This is a genomic window from Dyella sp. KRB-257, from assembly GCF_049445995.1.
In the GTDB taxonomy this organism is placed as follows: Bacteria; Pseudomonadota; Gammaproteobacteria; order Xanthomonadales; family Rhodanobacteraceae; genus Dyella_A.
The window spans coordinates 125,658-142,481 of record NZ_JBMSDZ010000007.1 but is presented as its reverse complement, the minus strand read 5'-3'; the positions used below and the strand labels follow the sequence as shown (position 1 = coordinate 142,481).

Sequence of the window (16,824 nt, the reverse complement as noted above, 5' to 3'; positions counted from 1 at the left end):
CGCAGGTTCGCGGCGATCGACGCAAGTTTTCGCGGTGCGTCACGGCGCCAGCAGGTCGGCGATCAGCGCCTCGTGGCGCGCCCACTGCAGCGTGCTGCGCAGGCGCACCGCGCGCACGATCGCGCGCAAGTCGGCCAGCGCATCCTCGAAGCGATCGTTCACCACGATGTAGTCGAACTCGTGCGCGTGCGCGATTTCCTCGCGCGAATTGTGCAGCCGCCGCTCGATCACCTCCGGCGCGTCCGAACCGCGCCCGCGCAGGCGCCGCTCCAGCTCCGGCCGCGAGGGCGGCAGGATGAACACGCTCACGCAGTCCGGCTTGCTGGCGCGGATCTGCCGCGCGCCCTGCCAGTCGATCTCCAGCAGCACGTCGCGCGACTGCGCCAGCAGGCCCTCGACGGTGGTGCGCGAGGTGCCGTAGAGGTTGCCATGCACCTCGGCGTATTCGAGGAAGATGCCTTCGGCGATCTCACGCTCGAACTCGGCGCGCTCCACGAAGTAGTAATGCCGGCCGTACTGTTCGCCCGTGCGCGGCGGCCGCGTGGTGTGCGACACCGACAGCGAGATCGACGGCTCGATCTCTAGCAGCGCGTTGACCAGGGTCGACTTGCCCGCACCGGACGGCGCGGCCACCACGAACAGGGTCCCTGCCGCCGGCGCGCTCATTCGATGTTCTGCACCTGTTCGCGCATCTGCTCGATCAGCACCTTCAGCTCCACCGCCGCGTTGGTGCTGCGCGCATCGACCGACTTGGAGCCCAGCGTGTTGGCCTCGCGGTTGAACTCCTGCATCAGGAAATCCAGCCGCCGGCCCACCGGTTCGGCCAGGCCGAGCACGCGGCGGGCCTCGGCGATGTGGGTGGTGAGGCGGTCCAGTTCCTCGTCGACGTCGGTGCGGGTGATCTGCAGCACCAGCTCCTGCTCCAGCCGGCCCGGGTCGGCGGACTGCCTGATGTCGGCGAGGCGGGTTTCCAGCCGGGTGCGCAGCGCGGCGCGGATCTCCGGCATCCAGCCGCGCACGTCGGCGACCACGCGCTCGATCGCGTCGAGTCGCTCGCGCAGCATCTGCGCGGTCTTCTCGCCTTCGCGTTCGCGGGTGGCGGTGAGCGCGTCCAGCGCGCGGTCGAGCACGTCGAACAGCGCCGCCTGCAGGGTGTCGCTGTCCACCTCGGCGCGATCGAGCACACCGGGAAAGCGCAGCAGCTCGGTGAACTCCACCTGCATCGTCGGGAAGCGCGGCAGCAGCTCGCGCGCCAGCCCACCGAGTCGCGCCAGCGCGGCGGCATTGACCTGCAGCGACTCGCCGTGATCCTCGCCGCGCAGGCGCACCGTGAGGTCGAGTTTGCCGCGCGACAGCCGCGCCGCCACACGCTCGCGCAGCAGCGATTCGAAACCGCGCAGTTCCTCCGGCAGCCGCGGGCTGATTTCCAGATAACGATGATTGACCGTGCGCAGCTCGCAGCTGAGCGTGCCGGTGGGTCCGGCCAGCTCGGCCGAGGCGTAGGCAGTCATGCTGCGGATCATGGAAGCCTTTGCGGACATGCGGAAAAGAGCGCAATGGTAAACTTTCCGGCCCTGCCCTGCCCAACCAGGCTCCCCGACCCATGCAAACCGTCAGCCGCCCGAGCGGCCGCGCCAGCGACCAGCTGCGCCCGATCACCATCGAACGCCGCTTCACCCGCCATGCCGAAGGCTCGGTGCTGGTGAGTTTCGGCGACACCCGCGTGCTGTGCACCGCCAGCATCGAGGACCGCGTGCCACCGTGGCTGCGCGGCAAGGGCGAGGGCTGGGTCACCGCCGAATACGGCATGCTGCCGCGCGCCACCCACACGCGCATGCAACGCGAGGCGGCCAAGGGCGGGCAGGGCGGGCGCACCATGGAGATCCAGCGGCTGATCGGCCGCAGCCTGCGCGCCTGCGTCAACCGCCAGGCGCTGGGCGAGCGCGTGATCACGCTCGACTGCGACGTGATCCAGGCCGACGGCGGCACCCGCACCGCGGCGATCACCGGCGCCTACGTGGCGCTGGTCGATGCGGTGAACCACCTGATGGTGCGCGAGCATCTCAAGCGCCATCCGATCATCGGTGCGGTGGCGGCGGTGTCGGTGGGCATCTATCAGGGCGTGCCGGTGCTCGACCTCGACTACGCCGAGGATTCCAACTGCGACACCGACATGAACGTGGTGATGAACGACGGCGGCGGCTTCATCGAGGTGCAGGGCACCGCCGAGGGCCATGCGTTCCGCCGCGACGAGATGGACGCGCTGCTGGCGTTGGCCGAGAAGGGGGTGGCCGAACTGGTCGCCGCGCAGCGCGCCGCGCTGGCGGAAGGCTGAGCGATGGGCCGCATCATCCTGGCCAGCGGCAACCGCGGCAAGCTCGCCGAGTTCAACCACCTGCTGGCCGACAGCGGGCTGGACGTGGTCGCGCAGGGCGAGCTGGGCGTGAACGACATCGAGGAGACCGGCCTCACCTTCGTCGAGAACGCCCTGCTCAAGGCGCGCCACGCGGCGCGCGTCACCGGCCTACCCGCGCTGGCCGACGATTCGGGCCTGTGCGTGGACGCGCTGCGCGGCGCACCCGGCCTGTATTCGGCGCGCTACGCCGGCACGCATGGCGACAACGCGGCCAACAACGCCAGGCTGCTGCGCGATCTCGACGGCGTGCCGGCCGAGCAGCGCCGCGCGTTCTTCATCTGCGTGCTGGTGCTGCTGCGCCACGCCGACGATCCGGCTCCGCTGGTCGCCGAGGGGCGCTGGCACGGCCGCGTGCTGCACGCGCCACGCGGCGAGGGCGGCTTCGGCTACGACCCGCTGTTCCTGCCCGACGGCCACACGCTGGCTGCCGCCGAGTTGGACAAGACGCTGAAGAACCGCATCAGCCACCGCGGCCAGGCACTGGCGCAGCTGCACGCGCGTCTTGTCGACCTGAAGGCCTGACATGGCGCTCACCGCCCCGCCGCTGTCGCTCTACGTGCACATGCCGTGGTGCGTGAAGAAGTGCCCGTACTGCGACTTCAACTCGCACGGCCTGCGCGACGCGCCGCCGCCGTATGCCGACTACATCGACGCGCTGCTGGCCGACCTCGACGCCGACCGGGCCGACTTCGCCGCCGCGCTGCGCGGTCGCACTATCGTCAGCGTGTTCTTCGGCGGCGGCACGCCCAGCCTGTTCGCGCCCGAGCTGATCGCCCGCTTCCTCGACGGCGCCCGCGCGCGGCTGCCGTTCGCCGACGACGCCGAGATCACGCTGGAGACCAATCCGGGCACGGTCGAGCACGGCCGCTTCGACGGCTACCTCGCCGCGGGCGTGAACCGGCTCTCGTTCGGCATCCAGAGCTTCGACGACGACAAGCTGCGCCGGCTCGGCCGCATCCACTCGGCCGCCGAGGCCGAGGCCGCGGTGAAGTCGGCGCAGGACGCCGGCTGCGCCAACATCAACCTCGACCTGATGTACGCGCTGCCGCGGCAGACGCTGGACGGCGCGCTGGCCGACGTGGCACGCGCCGTGGCGCTGGCACCCACCCACCTCTCGCACTACCAGCTCACGCTGGAGCCGAACACCGCCTTCGCCGCCAACCCGCCGCCGCTGCCCGACGACGACCACGCCTGGGCGATGCAGGAGGCCTGCGAGGCCGCGCTCGCCGACGCCGGCTACGACCAGTACGAGATTTCCGCCTACGCCCGGCCGGACCGGCGCTGCAGGCACAACCTCAACTACTGGCAGTTCGGCGACTACCTCGGCATCGGTGCCGGCGCGCACGGCAAAGTCAGTAACCCGGCCTCCGGCAAGGTGCACCGGCGCTGGAAGGCGCGGTTGCCGCGCGCCTATCTGGAAGCGGCCGGCGGGCCGGGGCGGATCGGCGGCGACGGTGCGGTCGACGCCGCCGAACTGCCGTTCGAGTACATGCTCAACGCGCTGCGGCTGATCGACGGCGTGCCGATGGACGACTTCGCCGCACGCACCGGACTCGCCCCGGCGCGCCTCGCCGCACCCCTGGCAGACGCGCGGCGCCGTGGCTGGCTGGTCGACGACACACGCCGGTTGCAGGCCACCGCGCAGGGCCAGCGCTTCCTCAACGACGTGATCGGACTGTTCCTCGACTGAGAGGCTGAGAAAAAATCGCCCGCCTACTGCGATCGTCGCCAAACGCCCGTGGGACTGTGCGCACCGTCACGCCGGATCGACGCCCAACTTGTTCAAGTTTCACGGCACAATTCCGTCACAGGTCACGGTATCCGCAGATGCGCCCTGCGCCTCTGCACCGGTTACGCTTGCCTGCCCACGCCTTCACCCGAGACCGAACCACCGCATGAACGGCCCCGCTCCATCGCCCCACGTCGTCCACGGCATGCGCTCGTCCGGGCCGCAGGGCACGCGGCTGTTCAGTGCCGATGAGCTGCACCGCTACGCGGCCGATTCGATGCCGCAGATCGAGGAGCGCGCGAGCGTCGCCCAACCCGTGCTCGAAGGACGCAGCCACGGCCTGGAGAAACGCCGCTTCGCGCTGCGCAGCGGCAAACAGACGGTGGGCCGCCGCGCCGACAACGACATCGTGGTCGACGACCTGAGCGTGTCCGCCTCGCACGCCTGGATCATCAACCAGCACGGCCACACGATGATCATGAACACGCTCTCGACCAACGGCACCTTCGTCAACGGCCGGCGCGTGCACGAGGCGATCCTGCGCCACGGCGATCGCGTGCGGCTGGGCCAGGCCGAGTTCGTCTTCCTCACCCGCGACATCCGCGCCTCGTGGTGGCTGTGGGCCGCGTGGACCGCCGCCGGCGCGGTGGCGCTCGGCGCGCTGGGCGCGCTCGTGTGGTGGCTGCTTCCCTGACCGCCGGCCCGTGCGCGACCCCAACCTTCCCCGCGCGATCGACCGCTACCGCATCGAGGGCGTGCTCGGCCGTGGCGCGATGGCGGTGGTCTACGCCGGCTACGACCCGCAGATCGAGCGCGAGGTGGCGATCAAGTGCCTGCACGTCGGCGTGGCGGCCGATGCCGGCTATCGCCGGCGCTTCCAGGTGGAGGCACGCGCGGCCGGCCGCCTGACCCACCCGCACATCGTCACCCTGTACGACGTGGGTGAAACGTCGGACGGTCAGCCGTTCCTCGCGATGGAGCGCCTGCCCGGCGACACCCTCGCCAGCCGCGTCGCGCGCGAGGGGCTGCCGCCGCTGCCGGTGGTGCTGGAACTGGCACTGCAGATGGCCGGCGCGCTCGACTACGCGCACGCCAACGGCGTGGTCCACCACGACATCAAGCCGGAAAACATCATGCTGGCTGACGGCTGGCGGCAGGCGAAGATCGCCGACTTCGGCATCGCCGAACGCCGCGACGCCCGGCATGCCGATGGCGCCCCGCGCAGCGAAGTGGGCGGCACACCCGCCTACATGGCGCCCGAACACCTGCGCGGCGAACCGACCGACGCGCGCAGCGACCTGTTCTCGCTGGGTGTGGTGCTGTACTGGCTGCTGGCCGGCAAGCTGCCGTGGAACGAAACGGCCGACGTGCCGCGCCTGCTGGAAGAACGCCAGCAGCATCCGCTGCCGCCGCTGGAACCGCTGGATGCCGCCACGCCGGCCATCCTCACCGACATCGTGCACACCCTGCTCGCGCCGGAGGCCTCGGCGCGTTACCAGCGCGGCGCCGAACTGGCCGAGGACCTGGCCATGGCGCGGCGCGAGTACGAGCGCCTGCACGAGCAGCCGCTGGTCAGCCGCATCGTGTCGCTGCGCTGGCGCTGGTCGGCGGTGCTCGCCGGCGTGCTGGGCCTGACGCTGATCGCCGGCATGGCGGCGATTTACGCCATGCAAGGCCGTGCGGTCAACGGCCTGGCGCTGGATTTCGGCAGCTCGCTGGGGCGCATGGTGGCCAGCGAATCGGCCGAGGATCTGCTGCTGGGCGACCGCGCCGCCACCCGTGCGCTGGTGGAAGACATCGCCCGCAACCAGCAGATCCGCTACCTGGCGGTGGCCGATCGCGGCGGCGACGTGGTGGCCAGTACGCGCCCGCAGGAGGTAGGCGCCGCGCTGCCGGCGCTGCCGGCGCACCGGCTGGCGCGGCGCGGCGAGATCGACAGCTACCGCGGCGACGACGGCGGCAGCGACGGCCTGCTGCTGTTCAACACGCCCATCCACTACCAGACCGCCACCGTCGGCACGCTGCGCCTGGGCATCAGCCGCGCCCCGCTGCGCGCGGCGCAGAAGACCACGCTCGGCGTGATTTCCGCGGTGCTGCTGGTGACCCTGCTGGCGGTGCTCGGCGCCGCCTATGCGCTGTTCCGCCGGCTGCTGGCGTCGCTGGGCATGGTCGGCGACGCCATGCTGCGCGTGGCGCGAGGCGATCTGCGTTACCGCATCCGGCTGACCCGCCGCGACGAGCTCGGCCGCCTGTTCGCGGCCTTCAACCTGATGGCCGGGGCGCTGCAGTCGCGCCAGCGCCGGCCGACCGCACCGCCGCCGCGGCCCAGCCAGCCTGGCGCCGCGGGCCACCCCACCCGGCTGGTGGCGGTGCCGCTGCGGCGCGCCTCGGATCAGCCCACCTCCGGGGAGTGACCGGACCGCCGGGACCCAGGCGCGTCAGAGCTGCTTGAGCCGGCGCTGCAGCTCCTGCGCCCGCGCCCGATAGGCCAGCGCCGGCTCGTACCTGGGCTCCACCGCCAGCACGCGATCCCACAGCGCGATCGCCGGTTCCAGTTTCTGGTCCCGGTAGAGCACGATGGCGCGCTGGTGGCAGCGCGACACCACGCGCTGACGCAGCGCCGAGGCGCTGCCACGATCCGAGGCCAGGCCCGGGTCCACGGCCAGCGCGGCGTCCAGGCGCGCCAGCGCCTCGGCGTCGCGGCCGGCGTCGAGCAGTGCGAGGCTCTCGCGCTGCAGGCGCTGCGATCGCGCCGCGGGTGTCTCGGCCACCGGACGAGCCGTGGGCGGCGCATCCACGGGCGCCTCGTCGCTCGCCGTGCGGTCGCCGGCCATGCCGCCGGGAGCCGGCAGCCGCAGCTTCTCGCCCACCCGCAGCAGGGCTGGCTGGGTCGATCCGTTGTAGCGGGCCAGGATCAGGAACAGCCGCGCATCGCCCAGATAGCGCCGGGCCAGCGTGCTGTACGACTCACCCGGCTGGACCACGTGGCTGGATACCGCCGGCCCCAGCATGCGCTGCGGATCGGCGGTGAGCTGGCGCAGCAGCGACTGCGCGAGACGATCGCCCGGATGCTCGCCGAGATAGGCCCGCAACGCGGCCTCGCCTTCGGCGTAATGGCCGCGCTGCAGATCGTCGTTGATGATCGAGCCGAGCGACCGCACCGGCGGCGCCGGTGCGGCGCCGATCGAGGCGGAGGCTGCCGCCGGTGCAGCGGCGGGTGCCTTCGGAGCAGGCTCGCCGCGATGGCGCAGGCGGTCGAACTGGGCGCATCCGCCGAGCAGCAGCAGCGTCATCAGCACCGTCGGAAGGCCGGTGGCGCGGGACATCGGGAGAGGCGACTTGGGGCGGGACATCGTGTTCATGACAGCGACCTTGGAGGGTCCAACCGGGAAAAATCAGACGGCATGCCTGCGCCGGCCGGTGCCGCGCCGTGCGGACCACCAGCGCAGCAGGCGCAGCAGCCAGGCAGCCCGCACGCGCGCGGCGCGAACCAGGATCAGGGCGGCATTGTCGCCGGCTTCGCCTGCCCGGGTCAGCACCAGCGCCAGCGCCTCGGCCACCGCGGCAGGCAGGTCGCTGCACGCGGCGAAGGCAGCCAGCTCCTGCGCGGACAACTGCTCCCATACGCCGTCGCTGCACAGCGCGAACGACTGGCCGGCGCGCCGTGGCGCGCAGCCGTGGTCGACGCGCGGCGGCACCAGGCCGCCGAGGCCGCGCAGCAGTTGATGCTGGTCGTCGGCGCGGGCGGCCTGGTCGGCCGTCAGTTCGCCGCGCCGCACGCGCAGTTGCACCGCGCTGTGGTCTTCGGTGCAATCGAGCAGCCGGCCTCGGGCGAAGCGATACAGCCGGCTGTCGCCCACGTGCGCCCAGTACGCCGTGCGGCCCTTGAGCAGCAGCGCCACCACGGTGGCGTGCGGCGCGGCGTCCACCAGCCCCTCGCCGCGCCGGCGCAGTTCGAGATGGGCGTCCTGGCACAACTGCTCGAGAAACAGCGCGCCGGGCAGCTCGCGCCAGCGGCCCTCGTGCCACAGCCGCCGCGCCACCGCGATCACGCCCGCCGAGGCCAGTTCGCCGGCACCGTCGCCGCCCATGCCGTCGGCCAGCACCAGCAGGCGCGACTGCGTGGCCTCGTCGACGAGACAGACCAGATCGTCCTGCTGGCTGGGCCGGCCGCCGCGCGCGCGGCCGGCGCCCAGCCACGACCGGCCCATCGTGTCGCCCCGCGCCATGTCGATCCCCTGTTCCATCCCGTGACATCCTCCCATCGTCGGTGCGCCGGTTCGTTCCGCGCGCGGTGCCGCCAGTGTAGCCAGCGGCGCCGATGCAACCGCGACCGACTCGACCAAACGACCATGGCGAGCCTCCGGCATCCGGCATAGACTCGGCGCTTCGGGGAGCTCAAGCCAAGGTCGACCATGGAAGCAGAACCGCAGGGGCGAGGCCGCCCGTCCGCGCGCAACGACGGCACCGGCAGTGGCCGCGAGCGCTGGTCCGGGCGGGCGCGCCGGCTCATCGAACATTGCCAGGCGTTGAGCACCGACTGGCTGTCGCGGCCGCTGCGGCTTTGCCTGGACGAACTGGAGCGCGAGCTGTTCGCGTTGTCGGAAACCGCGCACGATCTGTTCAACCAGCAGCGGCACTTCAACGTGCGCCAGCGCCTGATGCGCGAACGTGCGACGCTGGAGCAGCGCTTCTTCGAGCAGCTCGCGCTGAACTTCGACCAGTTGGGCGAGCCGCCCGCCAGCATGGCCGCCGAGCCGCTGGACCAGCCACTGAGTCTGGTCGACACCGACGAGCACGCGATGACCGTGGCGCTGGACAAGCTCGCCGCGCGCGGCGAAGCGCGCGGCGGTGCGGCGGTCTTAGAGCTCGGCTACCGGCTGGCCGTGCTGGTGGCATCGCCGCCGCTGGAGGGCGCGGAGCTGCCGATGGGGCCGCTGGCCGTCGCCAAGGCGCTGCGCCACGCCGCCGGCGCCGTGGAGCTGCCGGCGGAGCACGACCTGATGCTGGTCAGATGCCTCGAACAGGCGCTGCTGCCGGACCTGCCGAAGTTCTTCGGCGCCCTCAACGACGCCCTGCGGCACGAGGGCATCCTGCCGCAGTTGCGCCCGTACCCGCTGCTGCGCCAGGCCGCGCAGGTGGTGCGCGGTGGTGCGCCGGGCGGCATGCCCGCGGCCCCGGCCAGCGCCGAAGCCGCGGGGGGCGGTGCGCAGGCGAACGAACCGATCGCCGTGCTCGACAGCCTGCGTGAACTGCTCGCGCGCCGGCGCAGCGGGCAGACCACCATCGGCGGCGAGGCGGCCGAGGTCGCCACCCCCGAGGAACTGCAGACCGCGCTCGCCGCCCTGCAGCAACACCTCACCCAGGTCACCGACAAGGCCACCCGCGAACTGCGCAGCGCGCAACTGCTGCGCGAGGAACTGCTCGCCCAGCTCAACCACGGCAAGCCGGCCGGCGCCCCGCGCACCGGCCTGAGCGCCGAGCAGGGCGACACCGTGGAACTGGTGGCGATGCTGTTCGACCAGCTTTCGCACCAGCTGCGGCAGGACGAGGAAACCCACGCCCTGCTCGGCGGCCTGCAACTGCCGGTGCTGCGCATGGCGGTCACCGACCGCAACTTCTTCGAGCAGAAGGAGCACCCCGCGCGCCAGTTGCTCGGCACCGTCACCGAAGTGGCGCACGAGTGGCTGGACGATTCCGGCAGCGAGGCCGACCGCAGCCTGCGCGCCAAGCTCGAACAGCTGGTGGAGCGCGCCAGCCGCGAGCCGCCCAGCGCCGGCCTGTACACCGCGCTGCTGGCCGACATCCAGCAGCACCTGACCCTGCTCACGCGCAAGGCGCAGACCGCCGAGCGCCGGCATATCGAGGCGATGCAGGGCCGCGAACGGCTCGACCAGGCGCGCCAGCGCGCCAGCGCGCTGATCGGCGAGCGCTTCGCGCAGAACCCGCCGCGCGGGCTGCTGCGCGCGCTGCTCGACCGCGCCTGGTCGGACGTGCTGGCACTCACCCTGCTGCGCCATGGCGAAGACAGCGACGCCTTCGCCAGCCAGTTACTGATCACCGACCAGTTGCTCGGCCGCAAGCCGGTCACCGATCGCGCGCAACTGCAGACTGACGTGGAAACCGGCCTGCAGCAGATCGGCATGCATCACGAGGAGGCCGCGCAGGTCGCCCAGCGCCTGACCAACCCGGGTGAGAGCGTGCCGCTCACTGCTGGCGGCGAAGCGCTGAGCACCACCGACCTGGCGATGCGCCTGAAGCAGCACCAGCGTCTGGGCGAGCACCAGCAGGCCGCAGCCGAGCCTCCCGCTGCGGCCGCGGCTCCGGCCGCACCGGGCAAGGCAGGCGCGCCGGCCCGGCCCGGGCAGGCACATCCGTCGATCAAGCCGCCACCGCGCAGCCAGCCGGTGCCCGATCCGCGCGAAGTGGAACTGCAGGAGCAGCTGCGCCTGCTGCCGTTCGGGCGCTGGTTCGAGTTCACCGACCCGAAGACCGGCAAGCTCAGTCAGCGCAAGCTGGCATGGTTCTCGCCGGTGTCCGGCCAGACCCTGTTCGTCAACCGCCGCGGCGTGCGCGCCGAGGAGATGACCCTGCCGCAGCTGGCGCACGAAATCCTCAAGGGCCGGGTGCGCGAGCTGAGCGAAGTGAAGGAGTCGCTGCTCGATCGCGCCTGGCGCAGCCTGACCGGCACCCTGCTGCGGCCGGGCCCCGCGCGCGCCACGCCGGGCAAGGCCGGTATCTGAGGACGCCATGACCATCCATCCCGCCGCCAGCGAGCAGCGCCGCGCCCAGCGCAAGCGCGTCAACTTCACCGCCGTGGTCACCGATGTGATCAGCGGCAAGCCGATTGGCTTCCTCGGCAACCTCTCCGCCAGCGGCATGCTGCTGATCTGCCAGCAGCCCCCGCGCGAGGAAGCCATTTACCAGCTGCAGTTGCCGCTGCATGGCCTGGGTCCGCAGCCGCAGCACATCGAGGTCGGCGTGCAGGCGCAGTGGCACGAGCGGGCCGCCTCGCCGGGACAGGTCTGGGCGGGCTTTCGCATCATCGCCATCGGCAAGGACGACTCCGTGGTGATCAACCGCTGGCTGGCCCTGCCGACCTGAGAGGCTGAGAAAAAATCGCCCGCCTACTGCGACCGTCGCCAAACGCCCGTGCCGGCGGCGCTCTCGCTACGGCGGTCGAATTTTTCTCAGCCTCTGAGCCCCCGGGTGGCATCCTCCGCCGGGGGTTTGCGATCATCCCGGTTCCCCGCACGGCGCCACGCCGCCGTGCACTCGATGCGCACTGCCCGCCATGCGACACACGCGGGCGCCCCTGCCGAAAGGATCCCCGCATGAACGACCGCCTCGCCCCGCTCTACGCCCAGCACCTGGCCACGCTGCGCGAACGCGCCGACCGGGCGCTGGCGCGCGGCGGCTTCGATCACCTGCTGCTCGCCGCCGGCCAGCCCGGCACCAGGTTCCTCGACGACAACCACTACCCGTACGCGGTCAATCCGCCGTTCAAGCACTGGCTGCCGCTGACGGGCGCACCGGGCAGCTGGATCGCCTACACGCCGGCTGCGAAACCGAAGCTGGTGTTCCTGCAGCCGCGCGACTACTGGCACGTGGTGCCCGAGGCGCCGGCCGGCTATTGGGTGGAGCACTTCGAGATCGTCACCGTGCGCACCGCCGAAGAGGCGATCGCCCAGTTGCCCAGGACCAACGCCGCGGTGATCGCCGAAGTCTGTCCGCCGATCGAGGGCCTGCAGGCGAACAACCCCAGGACGGTGCTCGACTACCTGCACTACTACCGCGCGTACAAGACGCCGTACGAGCTGGAGCTGATGCGCGAGGCCAGCCGCATCGGCGCGCGCGCGCACCGCGCCGCCGAGCGCGCGTTCCGCGCCGGCGAGAGCGAACTGGGCATCCACCAGGCCTACCTCGCCGCGGCCGGCCAGACCGACGCCGAGCTGCCCTACGCCAGCATCGTGGCGCTCAACGAGCACGGTGCCGTGCTGCACTACATGGACTTCACCCGCACGCCGCCGCAGCCGCCGCGCTCGCTGCTGATCGACGCCGGCGCCAGCGCCAGCGGTTACGCCAGCGATATCACCCGTACCTACGCCGCCGGCGGCCATGCGCAGTTCCAGGCGCTGATCGACGCGATGGACGCCGTGCAGCGCCGCCAGGCCGCCAGCGTGAGGGCCGGCGTCGACTACGCGCAGCTGCACGTGCAGGCGCATCACCAGCTGGCCGAGGTGCTGCACGCCCACGGGCTGATCCGGATGAGCGCGGAGAGCGCGGTGGAGAGTGGCGTGACGCGCGCGTTCTTCCCGCACGGCCTGGGCCATTCGATCGGCCTGCAGGTGCACGACGTGGCCGGCTTCGCGAAGAACGACCGCGGCGAGACCATCGCCCGCCCCGATGGCCATCCGTTCCTGCGCATGACCCGCCGGCTTGAGCCGGGCATGGTGGTGACGATCGAGCCGGGCCTGTACTTCATCGACATGCTGCTGGACGAAGTGCGCCAGACGCCCGCCGCGAAGGACGTGGACTGGGCCAGGGTGGACGCGCTCAGGTCTTATGGAGGCATCCGCATCGAGGACGACGTGGTGTGCACCGACGGCGAGCCGGAAAACCTCACCCGCGACGCGTTCGCCCAACTCGGCTGAGGCCGGGCGGGCATCGCGCGGCGCCCCTTTCCACGCCGGCCCCGACAGGGCCGGCGCCGGTCAGTGGTAGCCGGCATCGCCCGCCACCTTGCCGCGGAATACCCGGTACGAATACACCGTGTAGGCCAGCACGGCGGGAATCAGGAACGCCGCGCCGACCAGCACGAAGCCCTGCGAGCTCGGCGGTGAGGCGGCCTCCCAGATACTCAGCGCCGGCGGCACGATGTTCGGCCAGATACCCACCACCAGGCCGATGAAGCCCAGCAGGAAGAAACACAGCGCGAACACGAAGGGCTGTACCTCACGCCGCCGGATCACCGAGCGCCACAGCATCACCGCGACGAACGCGGTCAACAACGGGATCGGCGACAGGTAGAGGAAGTTGTTGCCGGTGAACCAGCGCTGCATCAGCGCCGAATGCAGCGTCGGCAATGAAGCGCTGACGATCAGCATGAACACGATCACCGCCACCATCAGCGGCCGGGTGAGATCGAAGGCGATGCGCTGCAGCTGCCCTTCGGTCTTGAGGATCAGCCAGGTGGCGCCGAGCAGCGCGTAGCCGCACACCACCGCCACGCCGGTCATGATCGCGAACGGGCTGAACCAGGCGAACGCGTCGTGCGTCTGCCCCGGTGCCAGCGGCACGATGCCATCGACGAGCGCTCCGAGGATCACACCCTGCGCGAAAGCGGTCAGCAGCGAGCCGACATGGAAGGCCGCACCCCACAGCCAGCGCGAGGTATGCGCCTTGAAGCGGAACTCGAACGCCACGCCGCGGAAGATCAATGCGATCAGCATCAGCAGGATCGGCAGGTACAGCGTCGACAGCACCAGCGCATAGGCTTTGGGAAACGCGGCCAAGAGACCCGCACCGCCCAGCACCAGCCAAGTCTCGTTGCCGTCCCAGATCGGTGCGGCGGTGTTCATCATGTGGTCGCGCTGGTGCTCGTCGTCGGCGAACGGCGTGAGGATACCCAGGCCCAGCACAAAGCCATCCAGCAGCACATACATCATCACGCCAAAGCCGATGATGAAGTACCACACCACGGGCAATACGGTGGCCATGTCCATTGGTCAGCCCTCCACCGAATCGCTGGGGGCGGACAGCGGGCGCGCCGGCGTGCGGCGGTCGCTGCCGTGTACCGGCGTTGCCAGCACATGCTGCGGGGCCGTCTCCGGCCCTGTGCGGAACAGCTTCACCAGGTAGTACAGCCCCGCGCCGAAGATCCCCAGGTAGACCACCACGAAGGTGATCAGCGAGGCCAGCACGCTTCCCACCGGCAGCGCGCTGACCGCCTCGGAGGTGCGCGTGATGCCGTACACCACCCACGGTTGTCGCCCCACCTCGGCGACCCACCAGCCGGTGAGCACCGCGATGAAGCCGGAGGGAATCATCGCCACCCATGCACGCAGGTACCACGGCTTCTCCAGCGTACCGCGACGCCAGCGCCACAAGCCGACCAGCGCCAGGCCGAGCATCGCAAAACCCAGGCCCACCATGATGCGGAAGGAGAAGAACGGCAGCTTTACCGGCGGGCGCTGGTCGGCGGGAAAGTCCTTCAGGCCCTTCACTTCGCCATGCAGGCTGTGGGTGAGGATGATGCTGCCCAGCCGCGGCACGTCCACGGCGTAGTGATTCGTCTCCGCCTGCTCGTCGGGCCAGGCGAACAGGGTCAGCGGCACGTCGCTGCGAGTCTCCCAGCGCGCCTCGATGGCCGCCAGCTTGGCCGGCTGGTTCTTGTGGACTTCCAGACCGGACAAATCACCAATCGCGATCTGCAGCGGGATCACGATGGCAAGAAACGCCAGCGCCAGCTTGAGCGTGGCGCGCGACTTCTCGGCAAAGCGCCCCTTCAGCAGATACCACGCGGACACACCGCCGATCACCATCGCGGTGGAAATGAAGGCGCCCATCACCATGTGCGGCAGACGCACCGGGAAGGAGGGGTTGAAAATCACCTTCATCCAGTCGTCCGGATAGAACACGCCGTCCTTGATCACGTAGCCGGCCGGCGTCTGCATCCAGCTGTTGGCCGCCATGATCCAGAACGTGGAGATCAGCGTGCCGATCGCCACCATGCAGGTGGCCAGAAAATGCGTGCGGTCGCCGACCTTGCGCCAGCCGAACAGCATCACGCCGAGGAACGTCGCCTCCAGGAAGAACGCCGTGAGCACTTCATAGTTGAGCAGCGGCCCGACCACGTTGCCGGCCACCACCGAGAAGCCCGACCAGTTGGTGCCGAACTGGAAGCTCATGACGATGCCCGAGACCACGCCCATGCCGAAGGCGACGGCGAAGATCTTCAGCCAGAAGAAGTACAGGTCGCGCCACAGATCGGTGCGCTTGACCAGCCACACGCCTTCCAGGAACGCCAGCCACGAAGCCAGGCCGATCGAGAACGCCGGAAAGAGGATGTGGAAGGACACCACGAAGGCAAACTGCAGTCGTGACAGGAACTCGGCCGTCAGCATCATCGCCTCCTCGCAGACATATCCGGCGGACAATAAGCGCGAACCCTTGGCCGCACGGTAACGCGCGGCGATACGCCGTGCGGCCATCGGCCGCGGCACACCAGGCCACCTCGTGGCCGGAAGTCTTCACCCCTGCGCGTGCAGGGCACATGAGTGCGAAGCGAGCGCAACCACGCGTACAAACCTGCATTGGGTGGACGAGAAGCCGCGATGAGCGCGCGGCAGCGCGTGGTGCGTCAGCGCGCGGCCAGCAGCGCCTCGATCGCCTCCGGATCCTTCGGCACCGCCGCGGTGAGCACCTCGTGGCCGCGACGGGTCACCGCCACGTCGTCCTCGATGCGGATGCCGATGCCGCGCCAGCGCTCGGGCACGCTGCGATCGCCCGGTGGCACGTAGATGCCCGGCTCCACCGTCACCACCATGCCCGGCTCCAGCACGCGCGGCTCGCCATCGATGCGGTAGTCGCCCACGTCGTGCACGTCCAGACCGAGCCAGTGGCCGGTCTTGGCCGGAAAGAAGCGCCGGTAGCTGCCGGTGGCGACCGCCGCGTCGGCATCGCCCTCGAGCAGGCCGAGCGCGCACAGGCCCTCGGCGATCACCCGCACCGCCGCCGCGTGCGCGGCGCTGAACGGGTTCCCCGGGCGCACCTCGTCGATCGCCGCCAGCTGGGCGGTGAGCACGATGTCGTACAGCGCGCGCTGCTCGCGCGAATAACGGCCGCCCACCGGAAAGCTGCGGCTGATGTCCGAGGCGTAGCAGTCGACCTCGGCGCCGGCGTCGATCAGCAGCAGCTCGCCCTCGTTGAGCCGTGCGCGGTTGGCGGTGTAGTGCATGGTGCAGGCATTGGCGCCGCCGGCCACGATGGGCGGGAAAGCCGCCACCGCGCCGCGCCGCCGCATCGCGCGCAGCAGCTCGGCCTCCACCTCGTACTCGTGCCGTCCCGGCTGCGCCACCTGCATGGCCGCGAGATGGGCGTCGGCCGCGATGGCGGCGGCGGCACGCATGAGCCTGAGCTCGGCCGGCGACTTGAACAGGCGCAGGTCGTGCAGCAGATGCCCCAGCGCCACGAATTCCTTCGGCACCACGCCACCGCCGCGCAGCTGGCGCAAGCGCCGCATCCAGCCCAGCAGCTGCGCGTCGAACTGCGGCTCGCTGCCAAAATGGCAGTACACGCGGGCGCGGCCCTCGATCATGCCGGGCAGGATGTCGTCGATGTCGTCGATCGGAAACGCGTCGTCCATGCCGAACGCGGTCACCGCCTGCCCGGTGCCGACGGACGCGCCGTGCCAGCGCGCGCGCTCGTCGTCGTGCTCGCGGCAGAACAGCACCGCCTCGCCGTGCCGGCGCCCCGGCAGCAGCGCCAGCACCGCGTCGGGCTCCGGGAAGCCGCACAGATAGTGGAAGTCCGAATCCTGCCGGTACGGCCACGCCGCGTCGGCGTTGCGCATGCGCTCGGGCGCGGCGGCGACCAGCACCACGGCATCCTCGCCTGCCAGATGCATCAGCTGGCGGCGGCGGCGGGCGAATTCGGCCGGCGTGATCAAGGGCGACGC

At 70.9% G+C, this 16,824-nt stretch carries 15 protein-coding genes; 8 read left to right on the top strand and 7 right to left on the bottom strand.

Translation table 11 applies throughout. The annotated features are described in order from the left end of the window. Positions 1-39 precede the first annotated feature (39 nt). Together gmk and ACO2Q2_RS07845 are read right to left on the bottom strand one after the other, a co-directional pair. Positions 40-666 carry a guanylate kinase gene (gene gmk, locus ACO2Q2_RS07850; protein ID WP_423255203.1) on the bottom strand — a complete coding sequence of 209 codons (627 nt, stop codon included), beginning with the start codon at positions 664-666 and terminating at the stop codon, positions 40-42. Further along, a complete protein-coding gene (locus ACO2Q2_RS07845) occupies positions 663-1,523 on the bottom strand; it encodes a YicC/YloC family endoribonuclease (protein ID WP_423255202.1) in 861 nt (286 codons plus the stop codon). Before ACO2Q2_RS07845 ends, gmk begins: the two co-directional genes overlap by 4 nt. A gap of 80 nt (positions 1,524-1,603) precedes the next feature. Between ACO2Q2_RS07845 and rph the strand changes: the two genes are divergently transcribed. The 5 genes from rph (at position 1,604) to ACO2Q2_RS07820 (ending at position 6,559) form a co-directional block, all read left to right on the top strand. After that, positions 1,604-2,335 carry a ribonuclease PH gene (gene rph, locus ACO2Q2_RS07840; RefSeq protein ID WP_423255201.1) on the top strand — a complete coding sequence of 244 codons (732 nt, stop codon included), beginning with the start codon at positions 1,604-1,606 and terminating at the stop codon, positions 2,333-2,335. 3 nt (positions 2,336-2,338) lie between these two features. Then, complete coding sequence (gene rdgB / locus ACO2Q2_RS07835; protein WP_423255200.1) at positions 2,339-2,938, top strand: RdgB/HAM1 family non-canonical purine NTP pyrophosphatase; 600 nt, start codon at positions 2,339-2,341, stop codon at positions 2,936-2,938. 1 nt (position 2,939) lies between these two features. Continuing rightward, the gene (hemW, locus tag ACO2Q2_RS07830; protein WP_423255199.1) at positions 2,940-4,106 is read left to right on the top strand and encodes a radical SAM family heme chaperone HemW; all 1,167 of its coding nucleotides are present in this window, start codon (positions 2,940-2,942) and stop codon (positions 4,104-4,106) included. Between the two features lie 205 nt (positions 4,107-4,311). Then, entirely contained in the window at positions 4,312-4,839 is a 528-nt protein-coding gene (locus ACO2Q2_RS07825; protein ID WP_423255198.1) for an FHA domain-containing protein, read from the top strand. A gap of 10 nt (positions 4,840-4,849) precedes the next feature. Then, entirely contained in the window at positions 4,850-6,559 is a 1,710-nt protein-coding gene (locus ACO2Q2_RS07820) for a protein kinase domain-containing protein (protein ID WP_423255197.1), read from the top strand. 24 nt (positions 6,560-6,583) lie between these two features. Here ACO2Q2_RS07820 and ACO2Q2_RS07815 read toward each other — a convergent pair whose 3' ends face one another. Together ACO2Q2_RS07815 and ACO2Q2_RS07810 are read right to left on the bottom strand one after the other, a co-directional pair. Then, complete coding sequence (locus ACO2Q2_RS07815; protein ID WP_423255196.1) at positions 6,584-7,507, bottom strand: LysM peptidoglycan-binding domain-containing protein; 924 nt, start codon at positions 7,505-7,507, stop codon at positions 6,584-6,586. 33 nt (positions 7,508-7,540) lie between these two features. Then, complete coding sequence (locus ACO2Q2_RS07810) at positions 7,541-8,392, bottom strand: PP2C family protein-serine/threonine phosphatase (protein ID WP_423255195.1); 852 nt, start codon at positions 8,390-8,392, stop codon at positions 7,541-7,543. A gap of 168 nt (positions 8,393-8,560) precedes the next feature. Between ACO2Q2_RS07810 and ACO2Q2_RS07805 the strand changes: the two genes are divergently transcribed. From ACO2Q2_RS07805 to pepQ, 3 genes are all read left to right on the top strand, one after another. Then, entirely contained in the window at positions 8,561-10,888 is a 2,328-nt protein-coding gene (locus ACO2Q2_RS07805; protein WP_423255194.1) for a DUF1631 family protein, read from the top strand. A 7-nt stretch (positions 10,889-10,895) separates the two neighbouring features. Further along, complete coding sequence (locus ACO2Q2_RS07800) at positions 10,896-11,249, top strand: PilZ domain-containing protein (RefSeq protein WP_423255193.1); 354 nt, start codon at positions 10,896-10,898, stop codon at positions 11,247-11,249. A gap of 230 nt (positions 11,250-11,479) precedes the next feature. Next, on the top strand, positions 11,480-12,799 hold the full coding sequence (gene pepQ, locus ACO2Q2_RS07795; RefSeq protein ID WP_423255192.1) for a Xaa-Pro dipeptidase: 1,320 nt from the start codon (positions 11,480-11,482) through the stop codon (positions 12,797-12,799). 60 nt (positions 12,800-12,859) lie between these two features. Here pepQ and cydB read toward each other — a convergent pair whose 3' ends face one another. The 3 genes from cydB to ACO2Q2_RS07780 all read right to left on the bottom strand — a co-directional run bounded on the left by cydB (position 12,860) and on the right by ACO2Q2_RS07780 (position 16,773). Continuing rightward, a complete protein-coding gene (gene cydB, locus ACO2Q2_RS07790) occupies positions 12,860-13,870 on the bottom strand; it encodes a cytochrome d ubiquinol oxidase subunit II (RefSeq protein ID WP_423255191.1) in 1,011 nt (336 codons plus the stop codon). Between the two features lie 3 nt (positions 13,871-13,873). Beyond that, positions 13,874-15,268, bottom strand: coding sequence for a cytochrome ubiquinol oxidase subunit I (locus tag ACO2Q2_RS07785; RefSeq protein ID WP_423255280.1), 1,395 nt, complete (start codon positions 15,266-15,268; stop codon positions 13,874-13,876). A gap of 239 nt (positions 15,269-15,507) precedes the next feature. After that, on the bottom strand, positions 15,508-16,773 hold the full coding sequence (locus ACO2Q2_RS07780; RefSeq protein WP_423255279.1) for an aminopeptidase P N-terminal domain-containing protein: 1,266 nt from the start codon (positions 16,771-16,773) through the stop codon (positions 15,508-15,510). Between the last annotated feature and the right edge of the window lie 51 nt (positions 16,774-16,824).

Excerpts from the sequence above, each read along its gene's own strand:
- gmk (WP_423255203.1), bottom strand. The coding sequence starts at position 666 with ATGAGCGCGCCGGCGGCAGGGACCCTGTTCGTGGTGGCCGCGCCGTCC.
- ACO2Q2_RS07845 (WP_423255202.1), bottom strand. The coding sequence starts at position 1,523 with ATGATCCGCAGCATGACTGCCTACGCCTCGGCCGAGCTGGCCGGACCC.
- rph (WP_423255201.1), top strand. The coding sequence starts at position 1,604 with ATGCAAACCGTCAGCCGCCCGAGCGGCCGCGCCAGCGACCAGCTGCGC.
- rdgB (WP_423255200.1), top strand. The coding sequence starts at position 2,339 with ATGGGCCGCATCATCCTGGCCAGCGGCAACCGCGGCAAGCTCGCCGAG.
- hemW (WP_423255199.1), top strand. The coding sequence starts at position 2,940 with ATGGCGCTCACCGCCCCGCCGCTGTCGCTCTACGTGCACATGCCGTGG.
- ACO2Q2_RS07825 (WP_423255198.1), top strand. The coding sequence starts at position 4,312 with ATGAACGGCCCCGCTCCATCGCCCCACGTCGTCCACGGCATGCGCTCG.
- ACO2Q2_RS07815 (WP_423255196.1), bottom strand. The coding sequence starts at position 7,507 with ATGAACACGATGTCCCGCCCCAAGTCGCCTCTCCCGATGTCCCGCGCC.
- ACO2Q2_RS07810 (WP_423255195.1), bottom strand. The coding sequence starts at position 8,392 with ATGGAACAGGGGATCGACATGGCGCGGGGCGACACGATGGGCCGGTCG.
- ACO2Q2_RS07805 (WP_423255194.1), top strand. The coding sequence starts at position 8,561 with ATGGAAGCAGAACCGCAGGGGCGAGGCCGCCCGTCCGCGCGCAACGAC.
- ACO2Q2_RS07800 (WP_423255193.1), top strand. The coding sequence starts at position 10,896 with ATGACCATCCATCCCGCCGCCAGCGAGCAGCGCCGCGCCCAGCGCAAG.
- pepQ (WP_423255192.1), top strand. The coding sequence starts at position 11,480 with ATGAACGACCGCCTCGCCCCGCTCTACGCCCAGCACCTGGCCACGCTG.
- cydB (WP_423255191.1), bottom strand. The coding sequence starts at position 13,870 with ATGGACATGGCCACCGTATTGCCCGTGGTGTGGTACTTCATCATCGGC.
- ACO2Q2_RS07780 (WP_423255279.1), bottom strand. The coding sequence starts at position 16,773 with ATGCATCTGGCAGGCGAGGATGCCGTGGTGCTGGTCGCCGCCGCGCCC.